Source organism: Psychrobacter glacincola (genome assembly GCF_904846215.1).
Lineage (GTDB): Bacteria > Pseudomonadota > Gammaproteobacteria > Pseudomonadales > Moraxellaceae > Psychrobacter > Psychrobacter glacincola.
The window spans coordinates 26,560-49,198 of record NZ_CAJGZK010000022.1 but is presented as its reverse complement, the minus strand read 5'-3'; the positions used below and the strand labels follow the sequence as shown (position 1 = coordinate 49,198).

The window sequence follows — 22,639 nt, the reverse complement described above, 5'->3', positions numbered from 1 at the left end:
ATGTCATCAAAGCTGTTCATGCTACCAGCCATTTGCTCGGCCAGTTTTTTAATGTCAGATTGAGTAGTCATTGCTTATTCTCCTGTTAGTGGATTATAAGCAGTTACACACTTTTTAGGAAAGGCTCTTAGTTATTGCTATTTAAAAAAGCTGCTTTGTTATTTGAGCCTTATCCAACAATACCCAACAATGGCGTTTTGCATTATAAAATGCTGATATCGCTCTTATAATGTAAGAGCGCTATTATCGTAAGCTATTATTTCTTTCATGAAGCGCTGCATTCAAAATCTAATCTCATGACAAACGATTATTTCTATTTTATGCTTTGACCCAGTTTTATTGCCGCAGCAATATTGGCAGCAGTCGTTTCAATATTACGATAAGCGTTTTTAAAGATGTTATCGATGGACTCTAGCTTTTGGATACTGGGCATGATGACATCGAATTGACTGCTCTGAGCTGGTTCTAAGCTATCAACACTGCCGCAGATAGCAATCACTGGCGTATGGCGGGCTTTGGCAACTTGACTAATGCTGCCAGCTACCTTACCCATGGCAGACTGAGCGTCAAGCTTACCTTCGCCTGTGATGACCAAGTCTGCATCGGCAATGTGCTGTGATAAATTGGTAACTTTTGCAACCGTATCAAAACCTGATTTTAACTCAGCTTGGCAAAAGCTCATCAGCGCATAGCCAAGCCCACCTGCTGCGCCCGCGCCTGATATTTTTTGATAGTCCTGATAGCCATGTTGCTCACATATAGCGGCGAAGTGGTGTAAGGCTTGGTCCAAATCATTTACTTGCTGCGGACTAGCCCCTTTTTGAGGGCCAAATATAGCACTGGCACCCGACTCGCCATATAGAGGATTGGTGACATCACAAGCCACTTCAAATACTGTCTCTAACACACCAGCATGGAAGCTTGTCGCCTCTAAACGTTGCAAGTTGGCAAGCGAGCCACCGCCTTGGGCCAATATATTTTCATCACTATCATAAAACGTCATACCAAGTGCCGTTAGCATACCAAGTCCTGCATCATTGGTAGCACTACCACCGAGACCGATAATTATACGCTTAACACCTTCATTCAAAGCATCTGCAATCAGCTCGCCCACGCCATAGCTGCTTGCGATGACAGGATTGCGTTCTGCCACAGTCAATAGATGTAAACCGCAGGCTTGGGCGATTTCAATGATCGCAGTCGCATCAGGCAATAATACATATTTTGCGCTAATAGGTCGCATTAAGGGGTCATGGACACGTACCTCTTTCCAGCGTCCACCCAGCACATAAGACAACACCGCAGAGGTGCCTTCACCGCCATCTGCCATGGGTAATAGCTTATAGCCAGCGTCAGGGAATACTTGACTGAATCCAGCTTGGATAGCGTGGCAGACATCCAATGCCTCTAAGCTTTCTTTAAATGAGTCGGGGGCGATTAAAATTTTCATAAGTTTCTCTTTGATCATTCTATTAAGGCGTTAGATAAATACCAAGGTCTATCGCCAGCTAGATTTTTAACCAAAAAAATGGTCATTATAATGACCGTTTTTAATTTCCAACGACAGCTTAAATGCCTTGAGATACTATTAATAATCAGTTGATGAATTATCGATCTTCTCAAAATACGCTCTCTCAGTTTCTACTACCGCGGAATCAAAGCTCACATAAATACCTTTATCGTCTAATGTCGCATACCAATGGTCAGTATTATTATCAGTCAATATTTGGAAGTATTTATTATTAACGATTCTACCGACTTTATAAATTTTGCCTTCGGTATAAAAATCATTACCTTGAGTACATCGTAAAGTGTCATCAGTATTTATCATGGTGTCCTAGATTTCATTTATAAAATAGATATGGTCAGGGAAAAGTAATATCGATACATCAAGTACTGCTGATATTAATTTTTCTTGCTTGCTGTGACTACGCAGACAGACGCTGCAAAAAATTTATACCAGTAGTACTGTAGCGTTTTTAGGGTATTTTGACTATATGGTCAGCATAGTGGCTAGCAGTATTAGAATACACCAGACTTTATCAATAGTCTTTTGTCATTACGTGTGCAGTGTTTATCGTCTGTATCAGCACCCATCTGAAAGACAAAGTTCGAAACCAACATAAAAAAAACCAGCAACCTGAAGTTGCTGGTTTTTATTGTGACTAAAACTCAGTATGCTAAAGATTACTCTTCAGAATAGTCTTCGTTTTCGTCTGTAGCGTCGTTTTCATCTAGGTCTTCGTTGTCACCATCTTCAGAAAGAATGGTCACTAGAATAGTAGCGGTCACGTCATGATGTAGTTGAATATCAACATTATATTCACCAATTTGACGTAACGTGCCTTCAGGCAGCTTGATTTCAGCACGGTCAACTTCTAGACCTGAGTTAGTCAATGCTTCAGCGATATCGCGTGTACCGATAGAGCCGAATAGCTTGCCTTCGTCACCTGATTTAGCGCGCATGATAACATTAACATCCGTTAATGCGTCAGCACGTTCTTGAGCAACAGCCACTTCTTTTGCTTCTTCAGCTTCAAGCTCAGCACGACGTGCTTCGAACTTTTCAATGTTAGCTTTAGTAGCAGGTAGTGCTTTACCCAAAGGGATAAGAAAGTTACGTCCGTAACCTGGTTTCACATCGACAGTTTCACCGAGTTTACCAAGGTTGACGATACGCTGTAACAAAATAATTTGCATGAGTCATTCCTAGTTAACGGTTAACCCTGATGGTTATCAGTGTATGGAAGTAGCGATAAATAACGAGCTTGCTTGATAGCAGTCGCTAGTTGACGCTGATATTTAGTAGACGTACCGGTAATGCGGCTTGGAACGATTTTACCATTATCACTGATATACTGTTTTAGCAATTCAACATCTTTATAATCGATGTGAGTGATGCCTTCAGCAGTGAAACGGCAGAATTTGCGACGGCGATAGAAACGTGCCATGAGTATTCTCCTTTAATTAGTCTTCACTGTGGTCGTTGTCGTCGTTATCATCACGATCTGGACGACGAGTAGTTGCTTTGCGTGCGCGTTTTTCATCGGCATTCTTGGCTAACTGCGACTCTTCAGTGACAGCATCGTCACGGCGCATAACTAGACTACGAATGATCGCGTCGTTATAACGGAATAATTCTTCAAGTTCAGCTAAAGTCTCGCCGTCAGTTTCAATGTTGAAAAGAACGTAATGAGCTTTGTGAATCTTGTTAATTGGGTAAGCCAGTTGACGACGACCCCAATCTTCTAGACGATGGATGGTGCCGTTGTTGTCTTGAACTAACTTGATATAGCGTTCAACCATGCCGACCACTTGGTCGCTTTGGTCTGGGTGTACAAGTAACACCAGTTCGTAATGTCGCATTATGACTCCTTACGGATTAGTAGCTATTAACCCTATGTTAATAGCAAGGAGATTTATAAGGTAAGCTCAAATCCTACCCATTATTATAAATAATTAACAGAGAATAAGCTTAGTTTATAAAGCGCCATATTATAACAGTAGTTACTGATGAACACAAAGGTTAATCAATGCGCGGCTGTTAATTAAAAATATTCATTGAATACAGGGTTTCTTTATCAATAAAAAAGCAACGCTGATACGCCGCTTTTTATGACAAACATAAGAGATATTATCAATAACCAAAAGTTAAGTTATTTTATTTTTGGTTTTTTTACCAATTGACTGCTATCCGCTTTGACCACCAAAGTTTTGGCCAATTTGTCATGCCAACCAATGTTTTCAGGACTTTTAGAAGCCATATAATAATGAATGGCAACAACAACAAAACCCAAAAAGCTGGTAAAAGAGAACAGTAAATTATAAATAATAAACAGCAAAAAGGTACGCATACCGATAAGTTTTAAAAACGACGGTAGACGATGAGTGGTTTGATCGACCACGCGAATACCTGTAATCATTTTACCCAGTGATTGACCACGCAAGGTGATAAATAACAATTGCAGGGCAAACAAACCAAAGACCATGACCTGCGATATCAGCAACGTGCTGCTAGGCAAGCTTTCCATCAATGTCATTGAATACTGATAAGCGGCGTCCATGTCTTGAATGTTTTGGAACTTGGTATAATCGACATCCATCTTGGTCAATGCCATCACTAGCGGGAAAATGGCTAATAAATACAGTAAAGCATTAAGCGCCGTTGCCAATACCCGTGACATGATAGGAGCCAGTACCACATTACCGACTACTTTATCTTTCGCTGAATTGGCTTTGGCAGCGTTAGACTTGTTTAATGACACATGACTATTTGGCTTGTATTGACGATTGGTTGTCATGTCCGCTTTGGAGTTTTTAGCCGTGTCTTTTGAGCGCTCAGGCTTGCCATATAGGCGATCTAGCGATACGGACTGTTTGTCTTTATTGGTATCTGCTGCATCGTCTTCTGGGAAGATAGTGACGTTGTTAATGATAGAATCATTAACCTCAGGCATTGCTACATGAGTTGGGCTATAAAAGGCTTGATTATTAGTCAAGTTGCCCACGCGCTGCCATTGATCTAAGCCTTCATGCCAGACCAAATCATCTAATAACACCTCACCAGAGGTGAGCATGATATTGAACTGATCCAAAGTATATGGACCGGCTTGTACGTTATTTCGAGCAAGGAAAATCTGCATAGTTGCCTACATCGTTGGTCATATCTTAGATGACTATATTAGGGCGTATTTAAAATTCACAAGTCGTCTTTTTTTAGAAGCATACTGATGTGTTAAATACAGCATAGGGTTTGTATGCTATTTCATCAAAATTAATGATGATTGGCAAACAAACCCTAATAATAAAGTGTACTAGTATTGCTTGTTACTACTAATCTTTAGTACGTAATCTTTAGTAGGTAACCTTTAGACAGCAGCTTACTTTACTTCTTCACCCGCTAAGAAGAACCACGTATCTAATACTGAGTCAGGGTTTAATGACACAGAGCTGATGCCTTGCTCCATGAGCCAGTAAGCAAGATCCGGATGATCTGATGGACCTTGACCACAAATACCGACGTATTTACCTGCTTTACGACAAGCATCAATTGCCATAGACAATAGCTTTTTAACCGCAGGATCACGCTCATCGAATAGATGTGAGACGATACCTGAGTCACGGTCAAGACCAAGCGTTAGCTGCGTTAAGTCGTTTGAACCGATTGAGAAGCCATCAAAGTGCTCAAGGAATTCTTCCGCTAGTAGGGCGTTGGTTGGTAGCTCACACATCATAATGACGCGTAGACCGTTTTCACCACGTTTCAGACCATTTTTTTCAAGTAATTCGATGACTTGTTTGGCTTCACCAACGGTACGGACGAATGGAATCATAATCTCGACGTTGGTCAAGCCCATCTCATCACGTACACGCTTAAGCGCTTTACACTCAAGCTCAAAGCAGTCACGGAAATTGTCAGACACGTAGCGGCTAGCACCACGGAAACCAAGCATTGGGTTTTCTTCTGATGGCTCGTACAATTTACCACCAAGCAAGTTAGCATATTCGTTTGATTTGAAATCTGACATACGAACGATAACTGGCTGATCCATAAAGGCTACCGCTAGGGTTGAGATACCTTCAACCAATTTATCAACGTAGAAATCAATCGGAGAAGCATAACCTGCGATACGCTCATTGATTGCTTGTGAGATTTCACGTGGCAAGCTATTCATGTTTAGCAAGGCTTTTGGATGCACACCAATCATACGGTTGATGATGAACTCAAGACGGGCAAGACCAATACCTTCGTTTGGCATTTGGGTGAATGAGAAGGCACGATCTGGGTTACCAACGTTCATCATTACTTTGAATGCAAGTTCTGGCATAGACTCAACAGAGTTGGTCTTTACTTCAAAATCAAGCTGACCTTCGTAGATAAAGCCTGTGTCACCTTCAGCACAAGAGGCGGTAACGTCTTGACCATCAACCAATAATTCTGTGGCATTACCACAACCAACAATCGCTGGTACGCCAAGCTCACGAGCAATAATCGCCGCGTGACAGGTACGACCACCACGGTTAGTAATGATAGCAGAAGCACGCTTCATGACGGGTTCCCAATCCGGATCCGTCATGTCTGATACTAGCACATCACCTTCTTGTACTTTGTCCATCTCGTTTAAGTTATTCACGATACGAACTTTACCAGCACCAATTCGTTGACCGATTGAGCGACCTTCGCACAATACTTTGGCACCAGTGGTGTTAATGACATAGCGTTCCATGACGTTGCTGTCTTGACGGCTCTTAACGGTTTCAGGACGGGCTTGAACAATGAAGATTTCATTGGTATCGCCGTCTTTTGCCCACTCGATGTCCATCGCTTGACCGTAATGCTTTTCAATGGTCATCGCTTGCTTGGCAAGTGAGTTCAACTCTTCAGTAGACAAAGAAAACTGCATGCGATCTTCTTTTTCGACATCAATGATTTTTACAGATTTGGTGGTACTACCTTCATCACCATAAATCATTTTCTTATGCTTGCTACCTAAGTTGCGACGGATAATCGCAGGTTTGCCGTTAGCAAGTAATTGTTTTGACACATAGAATTCGTCAGGGTTTACCGCGCCTTGCACGACCATCTCGCCAAGGCCATAGCTTGAGGTAATAAAGACCACTTGGTCAAAACCACTTTCGGTATCTAGGGTGAACATCACACCAGCCGCACCCGTTTCTGAACGAACCATACGTTGTACGGCAGCAGATAGAGCAACACCTTCATGCTCAAAGCCTTTATGGACACGATATGAGATGGCACGGTCATTATAAAGGGAAGCAAAAACTTCTTTAATAGCAATAAGGACGTTATCAATGCCGCGAATATTCAAGAAGGTTTCTTGTTGACCGGCAAATGAGGCGTCTGGCAAATCTTCAGCCGTAGCAGAAGAACGTACCGCAACAGCAATCTCTTTACCATCGCTCATCTCTTCGAATGAATCACGAACCGCTTGCTCAAGATCTTTTGGCAGCTCTTGCTCAATAATCCAAGTACGGATTTTTTTGCCCGTCTCAGCGAGTTTGTTGACATCGTTAACATCTAAGGTTTTAAGCTCGCTGTTGATTTTGTCAAGTAAGCCTGTTTCTGTTAGAAACTGATAAAAAGCATTTGAAGTCGTGGCAAAGCCGCCTGGAACACTAACGCCCAAATCAGATAGATGGCTGATCATTTCACCAAGTGAAGCGTTTTTGCCACCGACCATTTCAATGTCGTCTTTTCCTAACTGATCAAGGTTAATTACAAGTGCTGTAGATTGCGCTGCCATGATAACTCCAGAAAATAAGGTTATTTAGTAAAGATTATAATGGTCGATTATACCCCTATATTTTGAGAAATTCGAGAGGTTGAAGCAAAAAAATGATGAAAAAGATACAAATTGTGAGATTTGCTACATATTTATTAGGACAGATCATAAATTTTGGCACCAGTAATGTTGATTTTGCTGCGAGCTATGATGTGAAAACCTATGTAAATCTAAGGGTATGCCTGTAACATTGATTCCTATTGAGCGCCTATTATGCGTATAATAAAGATGAAAATTTGAGACGCATATAACCAAACTAAAAAGTGCTAAATGCTAAAATGAAAGGCTGCTACTGAGGTTTCAACCAAGGATTTAAAAAGGGTATCAACGTTATGTATGTAAACCATTCGTCACCACAACCCAATTCTACGATTCAGAATATGAAAGCATTAGAAGTCGATAACGCTCAAAACATAAGAACGGCGTTTTTTATCTCTGATGGCACGGCGATTACCGCAGAAACGCTTGGACGTGCTATTTTAAGCCAATTTGCTTCAGTGCCTTTTGAGACCCGAGTACTGCCTTATGTGGATAATTTAGAACGTGCTGAAGATGCGGTTGTGCAAATCAATACCGCCTATCAGCGAGACGGCCTGCTACCACTGGTGTTTGATACCATTGTCAGTCCTGAGATTCGAGAGAAAATCAATTCAGCGCACAGCTGTAATTTGGATATGTATGAAGGTCTTATCGGTCGCGTAGCAGAAGAGACTGGGGTGGAGCCAGATGGGCATTCAGGTCATGCGCATGATAATGTTGACTCTGAGACTTATAAAGAGCGTATCGATGCGGTGCATTTTGCATTAGACAATGATGATGGCGCACGTACCCGTCATTATCATGCCGCAGATATTATTTTGATTGGTGTTTCGCGCTCTGGTAAAACCCCAACGTCATTGTACTTGGCACTACAATTTGGTATCCGAGCCGCCAATTATCCTTTAACCGAAGAAGACCTAAACGACAATCAGCTCCCAAAAGCATTGCGCGAGCATAAACACAAGCTATTTGGTCTGATTATCGATACGGATCGCTTGGTGAAAATCCGTCAAGAGCGCCGCGCGGGCAGTCGTTACTCAAGTTATCAGCAATGTCAGCAAGAGCAACGCGCGATACAAGGAATTTATACCTCGCAAGGCATTCCAAGCCTCGATGTGTCAGAGATGTCCGTTGAAGAGATTGCCACGCGTATATTACAGATGACCGGTCTAAAACGCCGCATTGGCTAACTAAGATCACTCACTATTTTTTTAAAAATAGTATTTTTGAAAGCGGCAGTTGCAGTCGTGGCTATATTGCAAAATAACGTATCACCACATATGGTGAACAAACTTTAGCACCATGGATATTTTTATCTAGACACTTATAAAAATAAAGGCATCTATGCGCTAAAAAAACAGATTTATAAATGAATAAAGAGGACACGATGGGAAGCAAAACGATAGGCGACGCGACCAATGATACCGGTAAAGACACCAATACTGAGGTCTCTAATAAGGAAAGTGGTCGTGTGCCAAACCCTGAGCATACTGAGGGTAAAAACAAGAAAGAGAAAATCGAACAAACGCATGAGCAAGTTACTGAAGACATCATGCATCATCCAGATTTGGTCAATCCACTAGATGATACGCGTATTGATGTAAAATCTGGCTTTACCAAGGATTCACAACGTCTAAAAAGCGATAAGCATGAGTTTGAATATGATGCAGTCGTATTGGGTGCAGGTCCTGCTGGCGAAGCTGCTGCCATGAAGCTTGCCAAATCGGGCAAGAAGGTTGTGGTTATCGACCCGCGTGAGCAAGTAGGTGGTAACTGTACCCATGTTGGTACGATTCCAAGTAAAGCTTTGCGTCAGTCGGTCTTTAACTTGATTAACTTTCGCCGTGACCAGATGTTTACCAAGACGATGAATTATCATCAAGTACCGCTCAATATCGTGCTTGCCAAAGCGCGAAATGTGATTCGTCAGCAGGTCAATACCCACACCAGATTCTATGAGCGCAACCAGATTGAAGTGATTCATGGCTGGGCAAATTTTGTTGATAAAAACACCATACGTATCGAAATTGATGAAAATACTTTTGAAACCATCACCTTTAATAAAGCCATCATTACCGTCGGTAGCCGTCCGTATCGCCCTGATATCTTAGACTTCAATCATCCACGCGTCTTTGATTCTGACAAAATCCTACAAATGGATTATGTGGTTAAGAAAATTATTATTTATGGTGCAGGCGTAATTGGTTGTGAATATGCCTCTATCTTCACTGGTCTTGGCTATAAAGTGGATTTGATTAATAACCAAAATCAGCTGTTGAGCTACCTTGACAGTGAAATCAGTGATGCCATCGCTCATGATTTCCGTCAGTTCGGCGTGGTTATCCGTAGCAATGAAGAGATTGACCATTTAGAAACGCATGATGACTGTGTGATTCTACATCTAAAAAGTGGTAAGAAAATCAAATCTGATGCGATTTTGTGGTCAAATGGACGCTCAGGTAATACCGAAGGCTTAAATTTAGAATGCCTAGGTTTAGAAGCCAATAGCCGTGGTCAACTGAAAGTTGATGATACGTACTGTACCGAAGTTGAAAATATTTATGCGGCGGGCGACGTTATCGGTTGGCCGTCGCTGGCTTCAGCTGCTTATGATCAAGGTCGCTGTGCTGCTGCCTTTATGGTCGGTGACCGTGATGCAGAACCGGTATCAAGTGTACCAACAGGCATCTATACTATTCCTGAAATTTCATGTATCGGTAAAACAGAGCAAGAATTAACGGATGCCAAAGTCCCTTATGAAGTGGGTCAGGCATTCTTCAAACATCTGGCACGCGCGCAAATCATCGGTGAGCGCTCAGGGGTTTTAAAAATCCTATTCCACCGTGAGACGTTAGAGATTTTGGGGATTCATTGCTACGGCAATCATGCCTCAGAGATTATTCATATTGGGCAAGCCGTGATGAAGTGTAATGCCACGCTTGAATACTTTGTTAATACGACTTTTAACTATCCAACGATGGCAGAAGCCTATCGCGTTGCCGCATTGAACGGTCTGAATCGTGTCTTATAGTGATTAAGGGTATGAGAGTCAGTTAATAAAAAAGCGCCTGTAATCATACAGGCGCTTTTTTTATTCACTTTAATAAACGCTTTTACGCTCTGCAGTAAACCAGCGGAATAGCAAAAGCAGGATAAAGTAAAAAGCCCACAATCCTGCCAACACATAAAAACCGGTCGCTACTTGCGCGATACTGGCACCCATCTGGTTAAGCTGCACGGAAGTATTGATGCCAGGCGTCGTCGGCAATAACCAGCGAATAACTTGCAAAAACTCGGGCAATTGATGGGCAGGCCAAGGATAACCACTGACGAAAAACATCGGTAGCGAGCTAAATATCAGGATTTGCATACTGCGCTCACGCTGGCGAAACCAAAGTCCCAATAGACAGCCAAGGGTCGCGACTGTCGGACAAAATAGCAGCAAAAATAACAAACTGCCCAGCATATTTTGCCCGCGCGGATAATGATGTAGCTCAAATGCCCAACCATAATAAAAACAGCCAATCACGAAGCTAAACATACTCAGTGCTGCGATCCGCCCAAGCCAGCCGCGAATAGTGGTTCTATGACGACGCTGCTCATACCACGTACCAATCAACATCGCTGTAGACATCAACAGTGTTTGTTGCAAGATAAGAATAGACACTGCCGGCACGACGTAAGCGCCATAACCTTCTGTTTGATTGTATAGAGGAATAATTTTTAAGGGCACAGCTTGAGTCTTGGCAGAAGCAGTCGCTAAATACGCCCCTTGTGCCACGTTTTTTTTCACCTCAATACCGGCTGAGACAGTACTAACAGCTCGTAAAAAACCCATTTGTACGTTTTTATTTAATAAAAAATAGCCGCCATTACCAAGTACACTGACACTCGCAGCCTTGCCGGATAACACTTGCTGCTCAAGCCCGCTTGGGATAATCATATAGCCTGCGATATCATCGGTCCACATGGCTTCAATGGCTTGCTGTTCATTTAAAAAGCGTTTTGTATCTAGCTGCGGGCTGGCACTGGCATAGCGAACGATGGTTTGCGACAGAGGGCTATTGTCTTTATCAACAATACCAACAGGCACGTGGTTTACAACTTCTGTAGAATACGGCCAAGGATAAAAGAAGCCATAAATAATCGGCGCAATCATCAGTAATAACAACACACCTTTATCAGAAAATACGTCTTTTATAGTTTGTAAGAAGCTGCCGAAAAAGCTTGGCGATGCTAAAGTTTTCTCTGATTCTGTCATGGTAGTAGAGGACTTGTTTTTGGATGACGATGACATCAGCGTGCTCCCCAGCGTTCAGGATGCGCCAGCGCCCGTCTCGTTAATAAAGCCGTTAAGTACAGCGCAATCAGCGTCGCTATAGTAAGACCATATAAAATAGGCAGAGAGATAATAACGGGAGCCTGCATCTGTAACTGTGCAATGTGTAGCTTCAGATAGTGGGTAAGCGGCAGCACATCTGACCAATGCTGCGCGTTCTCACTAATTGCGATATAAGGAAAGGTAACCCCTGCAAAGGCATAGGATGGCGCTGAGATAAACCCCGTCGAAGATAAACCCATACGTAATGAGAATGAGTTTAAAGTAAGTATAGCCCCGAGCCAAAAAGATAGCATGATGAGTAATATAAGGCTGAGATAAGTGACAATAAGGGAGCTGATTGGAACAGCTTGCTGCGGGGCTGCAAGCCATAGCGCCAATATCGCCCATATACTGTAAGCAAGTAGCGGCCAAAAGTACTTACCTAATAAGCCGAATATGAGTACCAATATACTTACTGTTTTTGGTGCTGATTTTTCTGAAACCTTTTCTGAACTACTTGTTTTAATATCATTAGACGGTAATGCTAAATGAGGGCGGCTACCATCAATAAAGCGATACCAGCGTCCGATTCGCTTGTCACGCAGCTCACGACCGATCGTCGTTGCACCAATGACCATTGCTAATATATGTAGCAGCGCAGGGATGACTGTCGACGCCAAGAATTGCTGATAATCAGTCGCGGCATTGAACAAGCTGATACGCTGAATGCTAATAGGAGCGTAAGCAATCGCGGCTTGCGATGGGGCCATACCTTGCTTGACCAAACGCTTGATCTCAACACCTGCGGACAAGGTACCGATGACAGACTGTACACTGGCTTGAATAATGCCAGAGTGGGTGCCATATTGGGCGTTGACTTGTAGTACGATAGGCGCAGGCTTACTTAATAAGATATTGCGAGAAAAATCTTCAGGGATAATCACGATTGCATAGATATCGCGTTGCAAGATAGCGGCTTTTGCCGCAGCAGGCGAGTGATATAGCTGCTTTACCGTTAAATTGGGATTGGCTTCCAAATACCGCAGCGCCGTATTAGCGACAGGCCCCCGATCATTATCAATCACGCCAATAGGTAAATCTGTAATTTGTATTTGTGAAAAAATCCACCAAATCAATAGCACGGTAGCCAGTGGTATCCACACCACCATCGCCAAGTCCCACGGATTTTTGGCTAAAAACCGTCGCTCGTAAGCTGCACTGCGTACAAAAGCATCCTTTAGCTTCGTCAGGCGCATATCTTACTCTTGGTTCTGATTAACGAGGGCGGGACTAAGACGCACAACCACGCTCATGCCTGAGCGAATACGTCTATCAGGGTTGGTTGGGCGTGCTTTGACCTCAAAGGTACGAACATCAAAACCATCGTCATTATTGGTTGGTCGCCACGTGGCAAAATCAGACAGGGTTGAAGTAGCATAGACCGTAAATTGCTTGGTATAAGGCTTTTCAGGTGAGGATAAAGCGGGAATAGTACCCATAAATTGTTGACCAATGGCAAACTGATTTAAGTGAGTTTCCGTGACATTTAAGACGACCCATTGGTCATTAGTATTGACCAAAGTTAGCAAAGGCACCCCTTGACCGATCACTTCACCTGCATTGACGATGACATTATCCACGACACCAGAGATCGGGCTTTTTAAGTTGGCTTCTTCTTTTGCGACTAAGGCTTCCTCTAATTGTGCATCGACTTGGGCAACTTGTGCGGTTGCCGCTGATTTATCTTCACTGCGCACGCCTTCCATCGCCAGCTCATATTGCAAGCGTGCCGCTTCGGTCTGATCTTGGGTCGCCAGATATTGCGCATACGCTTCATCACTTTTTTGCCGCGCCATCAGTCCTTCTTTATATAAACGATTGACACGCTGATAGGTGTTTTCTGCCAAGTCAGATGCCGCTTTATTTGCTTGCCATGCTGCTTTTGCTTGGGCAATCTCTTGCGGACGCGCTCCATTTTCGGCTTTATCTAACTGACTTTGTGCCATTTGTTTGCCGGCACGTGCCTGATTAATTTTTGCATTAATCTCAGGCGAGTCCATCTCAATCAACTGTTGACCGACCGTTACGGCATCACCTTCTGTGACCAAAATTTGTGCAATACGCCCCGGCACTTTTGCCGCGATAGACGTTTGCTGCATTTGCATTTGCCCTTGAAGGGTAACAACTTGAGGCTCGCTATGCTGATTGCTTTTATATAAGCCATAAGCAATCACGCCCAAAATAACTAAAATCACCAATGCCAAAATCGCCTTTTTAATCTTTGCTGATTTGTCATTTTTTGCTGAAGTGCGTTTGTAACTTGGTAACGTTTGCTCGGGCTCAATATCGGTATCGGTATCAGCACTGCTATTCATATTAGTTTTAGACGAATCGGTATTATTTGCATCGACCGCAGCATCCATGTCCATGGGCGCAGAATTATTATTAGTATTGGTTGATTCAGCCGATGCATTTGAGTCGTCTAGTTTGCGCGAGTCGCCTGATTCGTTGGTAGATTCAGTCATGACAGTGAGGTTCCTAAAGCAATAAAGTCGATAATAAGCACAATAAATCGTTGGTTATCTGATGATTTTTAAGACGATAAATGGGCGCTGTTATTTTTTATATAAGGTTGGTAGCCGAATGTCGGCAGCATTGAGATAGGCATTAAAAGCAAGGGGCGTGCCGCAACTTTGCATAAGGGCGGAAAGTGACTGAACATAATCATATGCCGCTTGTGCTTGCTCAGTACGCGCTTTTAGCGACTGCGTTTGCGCTTGGACGATGTCGATTGGGGTGTTCAAGCCTTCTTGCAATCCGAGTTTGCGTAAACGCAAGACTTCTGCAGCAAGCTCTACATTGCTTTGTAGGGCTTGATAGCGTGATTGAGCATTATTCACGTCATGCCAGTTTTTTTCGACTAGCAATAATAGATTGTCACTGACTTCAATCTCAGACAGGTCAGCTTGGCGTATTTTGGCATTGCTTGATGCCAGTGATGCAGTTTTATCCAAACCACCCCATAATTTCCAACTCGCTGAGACGCCAGCGACCCAGCTTGGGTCTTTTTCGATTTGCCCGTAGCCATATAGCATGACTGTCGGCTTATAACCGGTATCCGATAGTGCATGTAGCTGCTGAGCCTGCGCACGTTTGGCGGCGACTTTTTGTAGACCGGGGTGATTGGTCAGTGCCAAATCCTGAAAATAGCTGACATCGGGTAGAGGACGGCTTGAGACAAACAAAGGCGTACCAGGTTTGATGCGGTACTCAGTACGCAATAGACGCTGTAATGCCATCATGGCAAGGCGGGCATCATTATTGGCATTGACGGATTCGCTTTTGGCATCCGCAAGGGCAGATTGCGCCTCTAAGCGATCAACCCGCGATATAAAACCTTCTTCAAAAAGCCGCTGCGCCATATGGTCGGTCTGCTGCAAAGTATCATAAGCATCATCGCGCAGATAGGCGGCAATGATTGCCAATTGCGCCTTAAAATAACGCTCAATCAAGGTGTTATAAAGCTCATTTTTATCCAATATACTGTCAGCTACCGCTTCTTGAGTACGAGCATTAGAGGCGCCTGTTAGAGCAGCGCTGCGACCAGCAGTATAAATAGGCCATACTACCCCAAGTCCTGCGCCCGCCGTAGAGCCTGAGCGTTTTAACTCATAGGTATCTGGGATACGCTCACCAACCAATTCACCAAAATTTGGCAAATTGGGAATGGGCGGAATAATGTCACCAACACCACTATTAATCTCATTAACGATGCCATTTTTTAGCGACGATAGATCAATGTCCGTATCCAAATTATAGGTAGTGGCTGAGACACGGGCAAATACAAGCGGATGGTCTATGGTTTTGAGGGCGTCTGTTTGATACTCACTGGCGGCAATGGCGGCTTGATTGGCAGCGATTTTTGGAGACACTTGCAGTAAGATATTTTGCGCCTGCTCAAGACTCAACAGGCTAGACACCTCTAACGGGTAGCTGTTCTCAACGCTTTTATGAGTGATAGGGTCGATAAGGGTACTTAGAGCTGCTTGATGTTTAGAGGCATCGCTCGTACTGTCGACACGCGTCGTCGCTGTTTTCACAGAAGCTTTCTTAGTAGAAGGTTGGTTTGCAAAAGCTGTATTTCTAGCGGATACCGGCTGAGAGGTGATATCTTGATTGACTGCTTTTAATGCGCTTAGAGTATTGTTTTGATTGTCGGCATCGATAATCTGTGTCACATTGACGGCTATCACCTCGCTTTGTGACTCAATCATATGGTCATCAGCGCGTGCTGAGGTAGTCGCCGCTATGCTCATGAGAGTAATCGTCATTACAGCAGTAGACAGAGTCGATAGAGCAAATTTCATAAGTCACGTAAGCCATTAATTAGTATGCAGGGTATTTAGCGTCACATGCAGCGTATAACATGCAGCGTATAAGCAGCGTATAAATAGTATCATTCACGCTGAGTACTGTTTATGTTAGAGATAATCCAAGCTAAATATCACGCGAAATATGCGGCTAAATAGGCTAAGTTATCAAACATAGGCTGAAGCTAAAATTTGTTATGGATAACAAAGCGTACACTGTAGTGCCACAATGGTGACGGGTCAATGCTCAGTATTTGCTTATTTTGCATTGTATGAAACTATATTTTGTGCTAGATATCTTATAAAAAGTGAATAATAGCATTATTTATAAAAGGGCTGTTATAAGTTAATTGGGTATTTTTCTTTGATTCTCGGTGCTTTATAGGTGGTTGATATGAGAACCATAAGATTGTCTATACTAGATTTGGGCTTTGATAAATTTATTACAAATAATGAATCGATAAAATAAGATGGAATGTAAACGATGGCAGGATATATTTTAGCTCTAGATCAAGGGACAACGTCGAGTCGAGCGATATTGTATGATGATCATGCGCGCCCAATTAAAATGGCACAACAGCCAACGATTTTGAAAACGCCGCAAGCAGGCTTTGTTGAGCAAGATGCCCAGCAAATTTGGCAGACGCAAATCAGCTGCGCCCATGACGTCATCAATCAGGCGGGGCTGCTCGCTACCGATGTTAGCAGTATTGCCATTACCAACCAGCGTGAGTCTATTGTCATTTGGGACAAGCAAACGGGTAAGCCGCTTGCGCCAGCCATTATTTGGCAAGACAGGCGTACGGCAAGCTACTGTCAAGCGCTTGCTGCTGAGAACCTAAATGCCATGCCGCAAAGTGGTACGGTTAGTAATAATAGCCAAGGTGATATGGCAAGTGAAGTGCAACGTATTACAGGTCTGCGTTTGGATCCGTACTTTAGTGCCAGTAAAATCGCTTGGCTGTTAGAGCACAATCCCAAACTGAGTGTACGCGCCAGTAAAGGCGAGATAGCGGTTGGCACCATAGACAGTTGGCTGATATATAAGCTAACCGGCGGTGAGCATGTCATTGATGTGACCAATGCTTCTCGTACCTTGTTATATGATATTCATAAGTTGGCGTGGTCAGAGGAGCTGTGCGCCCGATTTGGTATACCTATGAATATTTTACCCAAAGTTCTGCCATCTGATGGCGACTTTGGCAAAACCAAAAAGGGATTATTTGCCAAACAAATCCCCATACATTCGGTACTGGGCGATCAACAAGCGGCGCTTTTTGGGCAAGGCTGTCTTGAGGCAGGCATGGCAAAAAATACCTATGGCACCGGCTGTTTTATGCTGATGAATATCGGTCAAAAACCGCTGCTTAGTGAGCATAAGCTATTGACGACCGTTGCATGGCAACGAAAGTCAGCGCCAACTCGTCCGGACAATTTATCATTTGAGCAGATTGTGCAATCTGGCAGACGTATGCTACAGCCTCCAAATAGAGAAGTAACTTATGCTTTGGAGGGTAGTGTGTTTATGGCAGGCGCCATCGTACAGTGGCTGCGGGATAATCTGGGTATGTTCCAAAAAAGCGGAGAGGTAGAAGACTTAGCGCGGCAAGTTGATAGCAGTGAAGAGGTGGTGTTACTGCCCGCATTTACGGGGCTGGGCGCCCCTTATTGGCGATCAGATATCAGTGCCAGTATTACCGGTATGAGCCGCGGTACCACCAAAGCACATATTGCGCGGGCAGCGCTCGAGGCTGTTGCTTATCAGACGTATGACGTACTAATCGCTATGCAAAAAGACAGCCCGCATCCACTCACTGAACTAAGGGTAGATGGCGGCGCAGCAAACAATGATTTACTGATGCAGTTTCAAGCAGATTTACTAGGGGTGCCTGTACTGCGTCCAAAAGATACAGAAATTACAGCAAAAGGGGCAGCGTTACTTGCTGGTCTAAAGACAGGTTTATATGATGATGCCACGATGCAAGCCTCATGGCAGGTGGATAGAGTCTTTGAGCCTAGCATGTCTATAGACATACGCGCCCAACATCTTAATAAGTGGCAACAAGCTATTAGTAGAGCGCTGATGGTGCCTTGATTGCTATGATAGGTATTATTTTGCACGTCATTCAATAGCCGTTTTCGATGTTGTATAATCGACTTACTTAAAAACTATAATTGATCTACTTTTAAAAGAGGACAGAACTACTGGGGTTGATTATTTGCAGCCTCTGTCTGCTAGCTACAGCAAGCAAGAAAAATTAACCCCAGTAGTGATTGATAATATGTGTATTTTTTTTATTTAGGACTGACCATACGTCAGCCGACAAATTTTTGGTAAAGATACAGACTGTAACGCAATACCATCGTGATTTTGACAAAGTTTACATATTCGACCTATCTGTGTTTGCAATCAATTCCTATACTTTAGAAGGTTTACTAAAACGTTCAATCTGCCTTATATCGATAAGAAGTGGATTGATGATAACTAGAATATATAACAAATCAATTAAGGAAGATATTATGAATAACGATGGCCGCATTACAGACCCTAATGACCGTGTGATTACTGACGACTATCTTGAAGTTGGCGATAGAGAGCGTATCATCGATGACAATGAGCGCCGATTGACCGGTAATGATCATGGCATGAATAATACTGTCATTAGACATGAAAATGACAATATCATAGACGATCATGATGCGATTGATCGTACTGCTGTTAAGCAGATGTCGAAAGAAGCAAGAAGTGATTTGAACGCTGACCCTATCACAGGTGAGCCAGGCTCACATCCTGTAGGTACCGGTGTCGGTGGTATTGGCGGTGCAGCAGCAGGTGCGGCTATTGGTACGATAGCGGGTCCGCTCGGTACACTTATTGGCGGTGCCATTGGTGCAATCATTGGCGGCGGCGTAGGTCATGCAGCAGCCGAAGCGATTGATCCAACGCATGAAGAAGCGTATTGGCGAGCAGAGCATGCCAATGCCGACTACTATCAAGAAGGTCATGACTTTGACCGTGACTTACATCCAGCCTATGCGGTAGGTTATGCCAATCGTGCACGTTATCCTGCTGATGCCCGTTTTGAAGATCATGAGTCAGATCTAGAGCGCTCGTGGGATGAGGTAAAAGGCGAATCACGTATGGAATGGAATGAGGCACGTAGAGCATCTCGTGATGCATGGAACCGTGTTTCTTAATGTATTATGGTGACTTTAATAAGATATTAAGTGCTCAGATCAGATAATTTATGAAAGTAGTGAGCGAACAATACTTAAGTGCTGCTAATGGTCTACTTAATATAAGTAAGTAAACACGATTAAAGCTTACTGTCTTATTACTAGATTTGGTGCGATTGTTAACATTTTTTGTTAACAGACAGAATAATCCGGATTTATGCTATTTTAAAGCCTCCAAAGATTTCTTTGGAGGCTTTTTTGCTGTATATTACTATGTATGAATATATAATATTTAATATGCTTTATTGTTAAAATTAGCCAATAAGTAACAGTCAAAAACCTCATGTAAAAACAATAATAGGCAGTTTATGACCAATAACAATGAAAGTACTCATAAGCAATTTTATATAGCGACCGCTAATCTGCTCAATTTTGCCAATCCCAACCGTCTCTATTATCCAAATGCACCTGCTTATACTAATCACGAATACGAACATAAATTGCGCGGCATTACAGACCTACTATCGAAGGCACACGCGGACATCATTGCAGTACAGGAAGTATGGGACAGCAATGCACTTGAAGCATTGGCAGTGTCATTGGGGTTTAAACCTGAACATGTGGTCATTCCGCTGGCGAGTAATGATAGTGCAAGCCCATACACGCAGGGTAAAGGGGCACAAAATACGCCTGCTGTCGGTATCATTAGTCGGTTTGCACACTTAGAGACTGGCTTGCTTGAGGAGATCGCCCCAAAGGCTGTCATTGATATCCCTGATATTGGTCCTTATCAGCGCTTTAATCGTCCGCCCCTTGTGTTACGCGTGGATGCATTTGGGCAGCCGATAACGATTATTACCGCTCACCTGAAAAGTAAACGTGCTTTTTTCTTACGTGATGAGGCAGGCAATTTGTTGGAAGATATGGATGATCCAAATATCCGTATTCGTGCCAAGTTACGTAGTTTGTGTATGCGTGCTGCAGAAGCTGCATCTATCAGGCTATCTATCATAGATAGGTTGCAGCATACTCGTGAGCCTCTAATTCTACTTGGTGATATGAATGATGTGACCGAAAGTGTGACCACCCAGCTGATGACGGAGACTGGCGAGGTTAATTATGACAAGAGTATGCGAGATGTTGCTCTGTTTGATGCAGCTCGTATCCAAGGTCGTTATGGTTGGATGAAAGATGTGGCATATACCCATATTTACCAAGGTATGCCAGAAGTGATTGATCAATTATTTGTCTCTGAAGAGTTTCTGCCTGATAGCAAGTTTTCGCTCGGTCAGGTCGAACGCGTTGACTATTTTAATGACCATTTAAAGTGGGATTATACAGATAGGGTGATTGATCATGGTATTATAAGAGCGAAAATAAAGCTTCACAATTAATGCTATTTCATAATTAATTGCTGAATTGTTTTTCAACCTATTCTTGTTCCTTGCTTGATAGTGTACAAGCGTTTATCATGCCTTCTCGTTGAGTATAGTAGCGGTACTACCAGCCCATATGTGGTTGATAGAAATGGTCCTTTGATTTAGGGCGCATACTATCCGATGAACACTATATTTATAAAGATAGGGCATAACATTAAGAGATTTATCATGAGTGAAAATAAAGACGACAAAATTGAAGATGTACTGGTAGACTCGGAGCTGGCAAAAAAGCTGGTGCCGAATAAGTTTAAATTTACCAGCCAGCAAGGGCGCGCCCGCCGTCAAAAATTATTGATGGGTGCTAAAAAGTTGAGTGAAACTCAATCTATTAATGATATTACGCTTGCGGCTGTCTGCGAAGAAGCGGGTATTCCACGAGCGTCTGCCTATCATTTCTTCCCTAACATTGAAGCCATATTTTTAGCGCTGCGTTTTTTAAATGCTATTGATATCTTAGACGTATTAAGAACGGTTGAAACGGTTAAATATGATAGATGGCAGGGGTATCTTACGGCACTGATTGATCGCTGTGTACAAATTTTCGATGAAGATCAAACCAAAGCCAAATTGATTTATGATACCAATACGCCTGACTTTGAAGGTGACAGTTTTGGTGAGCATATGGATCATCAAGTGGTCAAGTTAGTGTATGACCGTTTGGCTGAACGTTATGAAGTACCTAAGTTTGCAGATATTGAAGATGTGCTATTAATTACTTTTAGTATCGTGAATGCGATATTTACGGTTTCTTATCGTCGTCATGAGCGCATTACTGATAAATATTTGCAAGAAGCAAATACCGCATCTATTGCTTATCTGCGTTGTTATTTACCAGAAAAACTACCACGTAAAAATGATTAATCTGTCTATTAAATTTTGCAAATAGATATTGCATCAAAAATCCGACATATAAATGTCGGATTTTTTATTGCTAAATGTTTATGCATGAGCCTTATGAAGAATTTTTAGTGGCTAATGTATAGTCGATCCTAAATAAAAGAAGCACAAAGGTTATACAGAACTACTGCGGTTAATTTTTCTTGCTTGCTGTGTCTACGCAAACAGAGGCTGCGAATCATTAACCGCATTAGTTCTGTACCTTTTTAAAAGTGGATTAACTATATCTACATTTGATCGAGTGGCGGTAACACTTGACCATTACAGCGATCACCACTTGTATCGAAAGGCGAGTATTGTTCATAATAATGTACCACAAGCGCTTCTAACGCCACGTTTGCTTTGGCGTCATGACCATTAACGAAAGCCTCACGTGCCTGTTCAAGCCAGCGGTCCGCCATGCGAAATTGGCTGCCTGCCTGCCGTGAGTTATGTTCACATTGGTCAGTCGCGGCCCAGATTAATGCCACTTCACTAAATGCAATTTCGCGGGGAGCACTTACGATGCCGCCGCTGTCTTTGAGGGCGCTTAACGTTGCCCATAAATCAGGTCGCATGAGTGCTGATGACGCAGGTATATCTTGAATAAGAACAAGATCGTTCTCTGAGCCTTTTTTTAATGCTTGCAAAATAGCTTCTGCAGATTGTGCCGCTTCTAATCCGGCAGGTGAGCGACTATTCATGCTGTCTTTATGAATGGCATAGTTGAGCCAAGCTTGGGCTTTATAGGCAAAGTACTGTTGCTGCGCAGTTTTATCTTTTTGCTGATAATTCTGTAGTTCTGCTAGCATACAGCTCATCGCACGTTGCTGCGTATTTTGGTTTTTATATGTCGCTTCTAAATCCTGACTCTGGCAGTAATCAGAGGTATTTACAGTAGTGATATGAGCACTGTTTTGAAGAGTCGATACGCATGAAGTCATTGATAATAGCAAAACAGCTGAAAACGCAGCACATATTGGATTTTTATAAGTAGCTACTTTAATAGTAGAGTAAAGCATAACGCGAAAACCTTGTAGTAAGCTGATAAGTATCGGTGCTGGCAATTTTGAGACTGATTTTATCGCTTATCAAATGCTATAGTCAATTTAC

Annotated in this window: 18 protein-coding genes and 1 pseudogene; 6 read left to right on the top strand and 13 right to left on the bottom strand. The window is 42.9% G+C overall.

The annotated features are described in order from the left end of the window. The 8 genes and pseudogenes from JMW90_RS14105 to ppsA all read right to left on the bottom strand — a co-directional run. Positions 1-71, bottom strand: a pseudogene (locus tag JMW90_RS14105) (transposase); the annotation flags it as partial. 242 nt (positions 72-313) lie between these two features. Then, positions 314-1,450, bottom strand: a complete 1,137-nt coding sequence (locus tag JMW90_RS11415) for a glycerate kinase (protein WP_201564293.1) — start codon at positions 1,448-1,450, stop codon at positions 314-316. A gap of 138 nt (positions 1,451-1,588) precedes the next feature. Further along, positions 1,589-1,831, bottom strand: a complete 243-nt coding sequence (locus JMW90_RS11410; protein WP_201564291.1) for a hypothetical protein — start codon at positions 1,829-1,831, stop codon at positions 1,589-1,591. 356 nt (positions 1,832-2,187) lie between these two features. Further along, positions 2,188-2,700, bottom strand: a complete 513-nt coding sequence (gene rplI / locus JMW90_RS11405; RefSeq protein WP_201564289.1) for a 50S ribosomal protein L9 — start codon at positions 2,698-2,700, stop codon at positions 2,188-2,190. Between the two features lie 20 nt (positions 2,701-2,720). Next, entirely contained in the window at positions 2,721-2,951 is a 231-nt protein-coding gene (gene rpsR, locus JMW90_RS11400; RefSeq protein WP_010198808.1) for a 30S ribosomal protein S18, read from the bottom strand. A 16-nt stretch (positions 2,952-2,967) separates the two neighbouring features. Then, positions 2,968-3,366, bottom strand: coding sequence for a 30S ribosomal protein S6 (gene rpsF / locus JMW90_RS11395; protein WP_201564287.1), 399 nt, complete (start codon positions 3,364-3,366; stop codon positions 2,968-2,970). Between the two features lie 290 nt (positions 3,367-3,656). Beyond that, on the bottom strand, positions 3,657-4,643 hold the full coding sequence (locus tag JMW90_RS11390; RefSeq protein ID WP_227691950.1) for an RDD family protein: 987 nt from the start codon (positions 4,641-4,643) through the stop codon (positions 3,657-3,659). Between the two features lie 237 nt (positions 4,644-4,880). Beyond that, positions 4,881-7,265 (bottom strand): phosphoenolpyruvate synthase, encoded by a 2,385-nt coding sequence (gene ppsA / locus JMW90_RS11385; RefSeq protein WP_201564285.1) that lies wholly within the window; start codon positions 7,263-7,265, stop codon positions 4,881-4,883. A gap of 419 nt (positions 7,266-7,684) precedes the next feature. Here ppsA and ppsR point away from each other — a divergent pair, with 419 nt between their 5' ends. Together ppsR and sthA are read left to right on the top strand one after the other, a co-directional pair. Beyond that, positions 7,685-8,533: a posphoenolpyruvate synthetase regulatory kinase/phosphorylase PpsR gene (ppsR, locus tag JMW90_RS11380; protein ID WP_041753451.1), complete on the top strand. Its 849-nt coding sequence runs from the start codon at positions 7,685-7,687 to the stop codon at positions 8,531-8,533. Positions 8,534-8,730: 197 nt separating this feature from the next. Next, positions 8,731-10,374, top strand: coding sequence for a Si-specific NAD(P)(+) transhydrogenase (sthA, locus tag JMW90_RS11375; RefSeq protein ID WP_201564283.1), 1,644 nt, complete (start codon positions 8,731-8,733; stop codon positions 10,372-10,374). Positions 10,375-10,443: 69 nt separating this feature from the next. Here the strand turns inward: sthA and JMW90_RS11370 are convergent, their stop codons facing one another. From JMW90_RS11370 to JMW90_RS11355, 4 genes are all read right to left on the bottom strand, one after another. Further along, positions 10,444-11,640: an ABC transporter permease gene (locus JMW90_RS11370; RefSeq protein ID WP_201564281.1), complete on the bottom strand. Its 1,197-nt coding sequence runs from the start codon at positions 11,638-11,640 to the stop codon at positions 10,444-10,446. Then, on the bottom strand, positions 11,640-12,920 hold the full coding sequence (locus tag JMW90_RS11365; protein WP_201564279.1) for an ABC transporter permease: 1,281 nt from the start codon (positions 12,918-12,920) through the stop codon (positions 11,640-11,642). Before JMW90_RS11365 ends, JMW90_RS11370 begins: the two co-directional genes overlap by 1 nt. A gap of 3 nt (positions 12,921-12,923) precedes the next feature. After that, positions 12,924-14,189 carry an HlyD family secretion protein gene (locus tag JMW90_RS11360; protein WP_201564277.1) on the bottom strand — a complete coding sequence of 422 codons (1,266 nt, stop codon included), beginning with the start codon at positions 14,187-14,189 and terminating at the stop codon, positions 12,924-12,926. A 90-nt stretch (positions 14,190-14,279) separates the two neighbouring features. After that, positions 14,280-16,031, bottom strand: coding sequence for a TolC family protein (locus tag JMW90_RS11355; protein ID WP_201564275.1), 1,752 nt, complete (start codon positions 16,029-16,031; stop codon positions 14,280-14,282). A gap of 487 nt (positions 16,032-16,518) precedes the next feature. Here JMW90_RS11355 and glpK point away from each other — a divergent pair, with 487 nt between their 5' ends. The 4 genes from glpK to JMW90_RS11335 all read left to right on the top strand — a co-directional run bounded on the left by glpK (position 16,519) and on the right by JMW90_RS11335 (position 21,511). Continuing rightward, entirely contained in the window at positions 16,519-18,129 is a 1,611-nt protein-coding gene (gene glpK, locus JMW90_RS11350) for a glycerol kinase GlpK (RefSeq protein WP_201564273.1), read from the top strand. A 632-nt stretch (positions 18,130-18,761) separates the two neighbouring features. Next, entirely contained in the window at positions 18,762-19,232 is a 471-nt protein-coding gene (locus JMW90_RS11345; protein WP_227691951.1) for a hypothetical protein, read from the top strand. Between the two features lie 347 nt (positions 19,233-19,579). Beyond that, positions 19,580-20,605 carry an endonuclease/exonuclease/phosphatase family protein gene (locus tag JMW90_RS11340; RefSeq protein ID WP_201564269.1) on the top strand — a complete coding sequence of 342 codons (1,026 nt, stop codon included), beginning with the start codon at positions 19,580-19,582 and terminating at the stop codon, positions 20,603-20,605. Positions 20,606-20,818: 213 nt separating this feature from the next. Next, positions 20,819-21,511 carry a TetR/AcrR family transcriptional regulator gene (locus tag JMW90_RS11335; protein WP_201564267.1) on the top strand — a complete coding sequence of 231 codons (693 nt, stop codon included), beginning with the start codon at positions 20,819-20,821 and terminating at the stop codon, positions 21,509-21,511. 263 nt (positions 21,512-21,774) lie between these two features. On the opposite strand, the gene JMW90_RS11330 is transcribed toward JMW90_RS11335, so the two are convergent. After that, positions 21,775-22,548, bottom strand: a complete 774-nt coding sequence (locus JMW90_RS11330; RefSeq protein ID WP_201564265.1) for a hypothetical protein — start codon at positions 22,546-22,548, stop codon at positions 21,775-21,777. Positions 22,549-22,639 lie beyond the last annotated feature (91 nt).

Excerpts from the sequence above, each read along its gene's own strand:
- JMW90_RS11415 (WP_201564293.1), bottom strand. The coding sequence starts at position 1,450 with ATGAAAATTTTAATCGCCCCCGACTCATTTAAAGAAAGCTTAGAGGCA.
- JMW90_RS11410 (WP_201564291.1), bottom strand. The coding sequence starts at position 1,831 with ATGATAAATACTGATGACACTTTACGATGTACTCAAGGTAATGATTTT.
- rplI (WP_201564289.1), bottom strand. The coding sequence starts at position 2,700 with ATGCAAATTATTTTGTTACAGCGTATCGTCAACCTTGGTAAACTCGGT.
- rpsR (WP_010198808.1), bottom strand. The coding sequence starts at position 2,951 with ATGGCACGTTTCTATCGCCGTCGCAAATTCTGCCGTTTCACTGCTGAA.
- rpsF (WP_201564287.1), bottom strand. The coding sequence starts at position 3,366 with ATGCGACATTACGAACTGGTGTTACTTGTACACCCAGACCAAAGCGAC.
- JMW90_RS11390 (WP_227691950.1), bottom strand. The coding sequence starts at position 4,643 with ATGCAGATTTTCCTTGCTCGAAATAACGTACAAGCCGGTCCATATACT.
- ppsA (WP_201564285.1), bottom strand. The coding sequence starts at position 7,265 with ATGGCAGCGCAATCTACAGCACTTGTAATTAACCTTGATCAGTTAGGA.
- ppsR (WP_041753451.1), top strand. The coding sequence starts at position 7,685 with ATGAAAGCATTAGAAGTCGATAACGCTCAAAACATAAGAACGGCGTTT.
- sthA (WP_201564283.1), top strand. The coding sequence starts at position 8,731 with ATGGGAAGCAAAACGATAGGCGACGCGACCAATGATACCGGTAAAGAC.
- JMW90_RS11370 (WP_201564281.1), bottom strand. The coding sequence starts at position 11,640 with ATGTCATCGTCATCCAAAAACAAGTCCTCTACTACCATGACAGAATCA.
- JMW90_RS11365 (WP_201564279.1), bottom strand. The coding sequence starts at position 12,920 with ATGCGCCTGACGAAGCTAAAGGATGCTTTTGTACGCAGTGCAGCTTAC.
- JMW90_RS11360 (WP_201564277.1), bottom strand. The coding sequence starts at position 14,189 with ATGACTGAATCTACCAACGAATCAGGCGACTCGCGCAAACTAGACGAC.
- JMW90_RS11355 (WP_201564275.1), bottom strand. The coding sequence starts at position 16,031 with ATGAAATTTGCTCTATCGACTCTGTCTACTGCTGTAATGACGATTACT.
- glpK (WP_201564273.1), top strand. The coding sequence starts at position 16,519 with ATGGCAGGATATATTTTAGCTCTAGATCAAGGGACAACGTCGAGTCGA.
- JMW90_RS11345 (WP_227691951.1), top strand. The coding sequence starts at position 18,762 with ATGTCGAAAGAAGCAAGAAGTGATTTGAACGCTGACCCTATCACAGGT.
- JMW90_RS11340 (WP_201564269.1), top strand. The coding sequence starts at position 19,580 with ATGACCAATAACAATGAAAGTACTCATAAGCAATTTTATATAGCGACC.
- JMW90_RS11335 (WP_201564267.1), top strand. The coding sequence starts at position 20,819 with ATGAGTGAAAATAAAGACGACAAAATTGAAGATGTACTGGTAGACTCG.
- JMW90_RS11330 (WP_201564265.1), bottom strand. The coding sequence starts at position 22,548 with ATGCTTTACTCTACTATTAAAGTAGCTACTTATAAAAATCCAATATGT.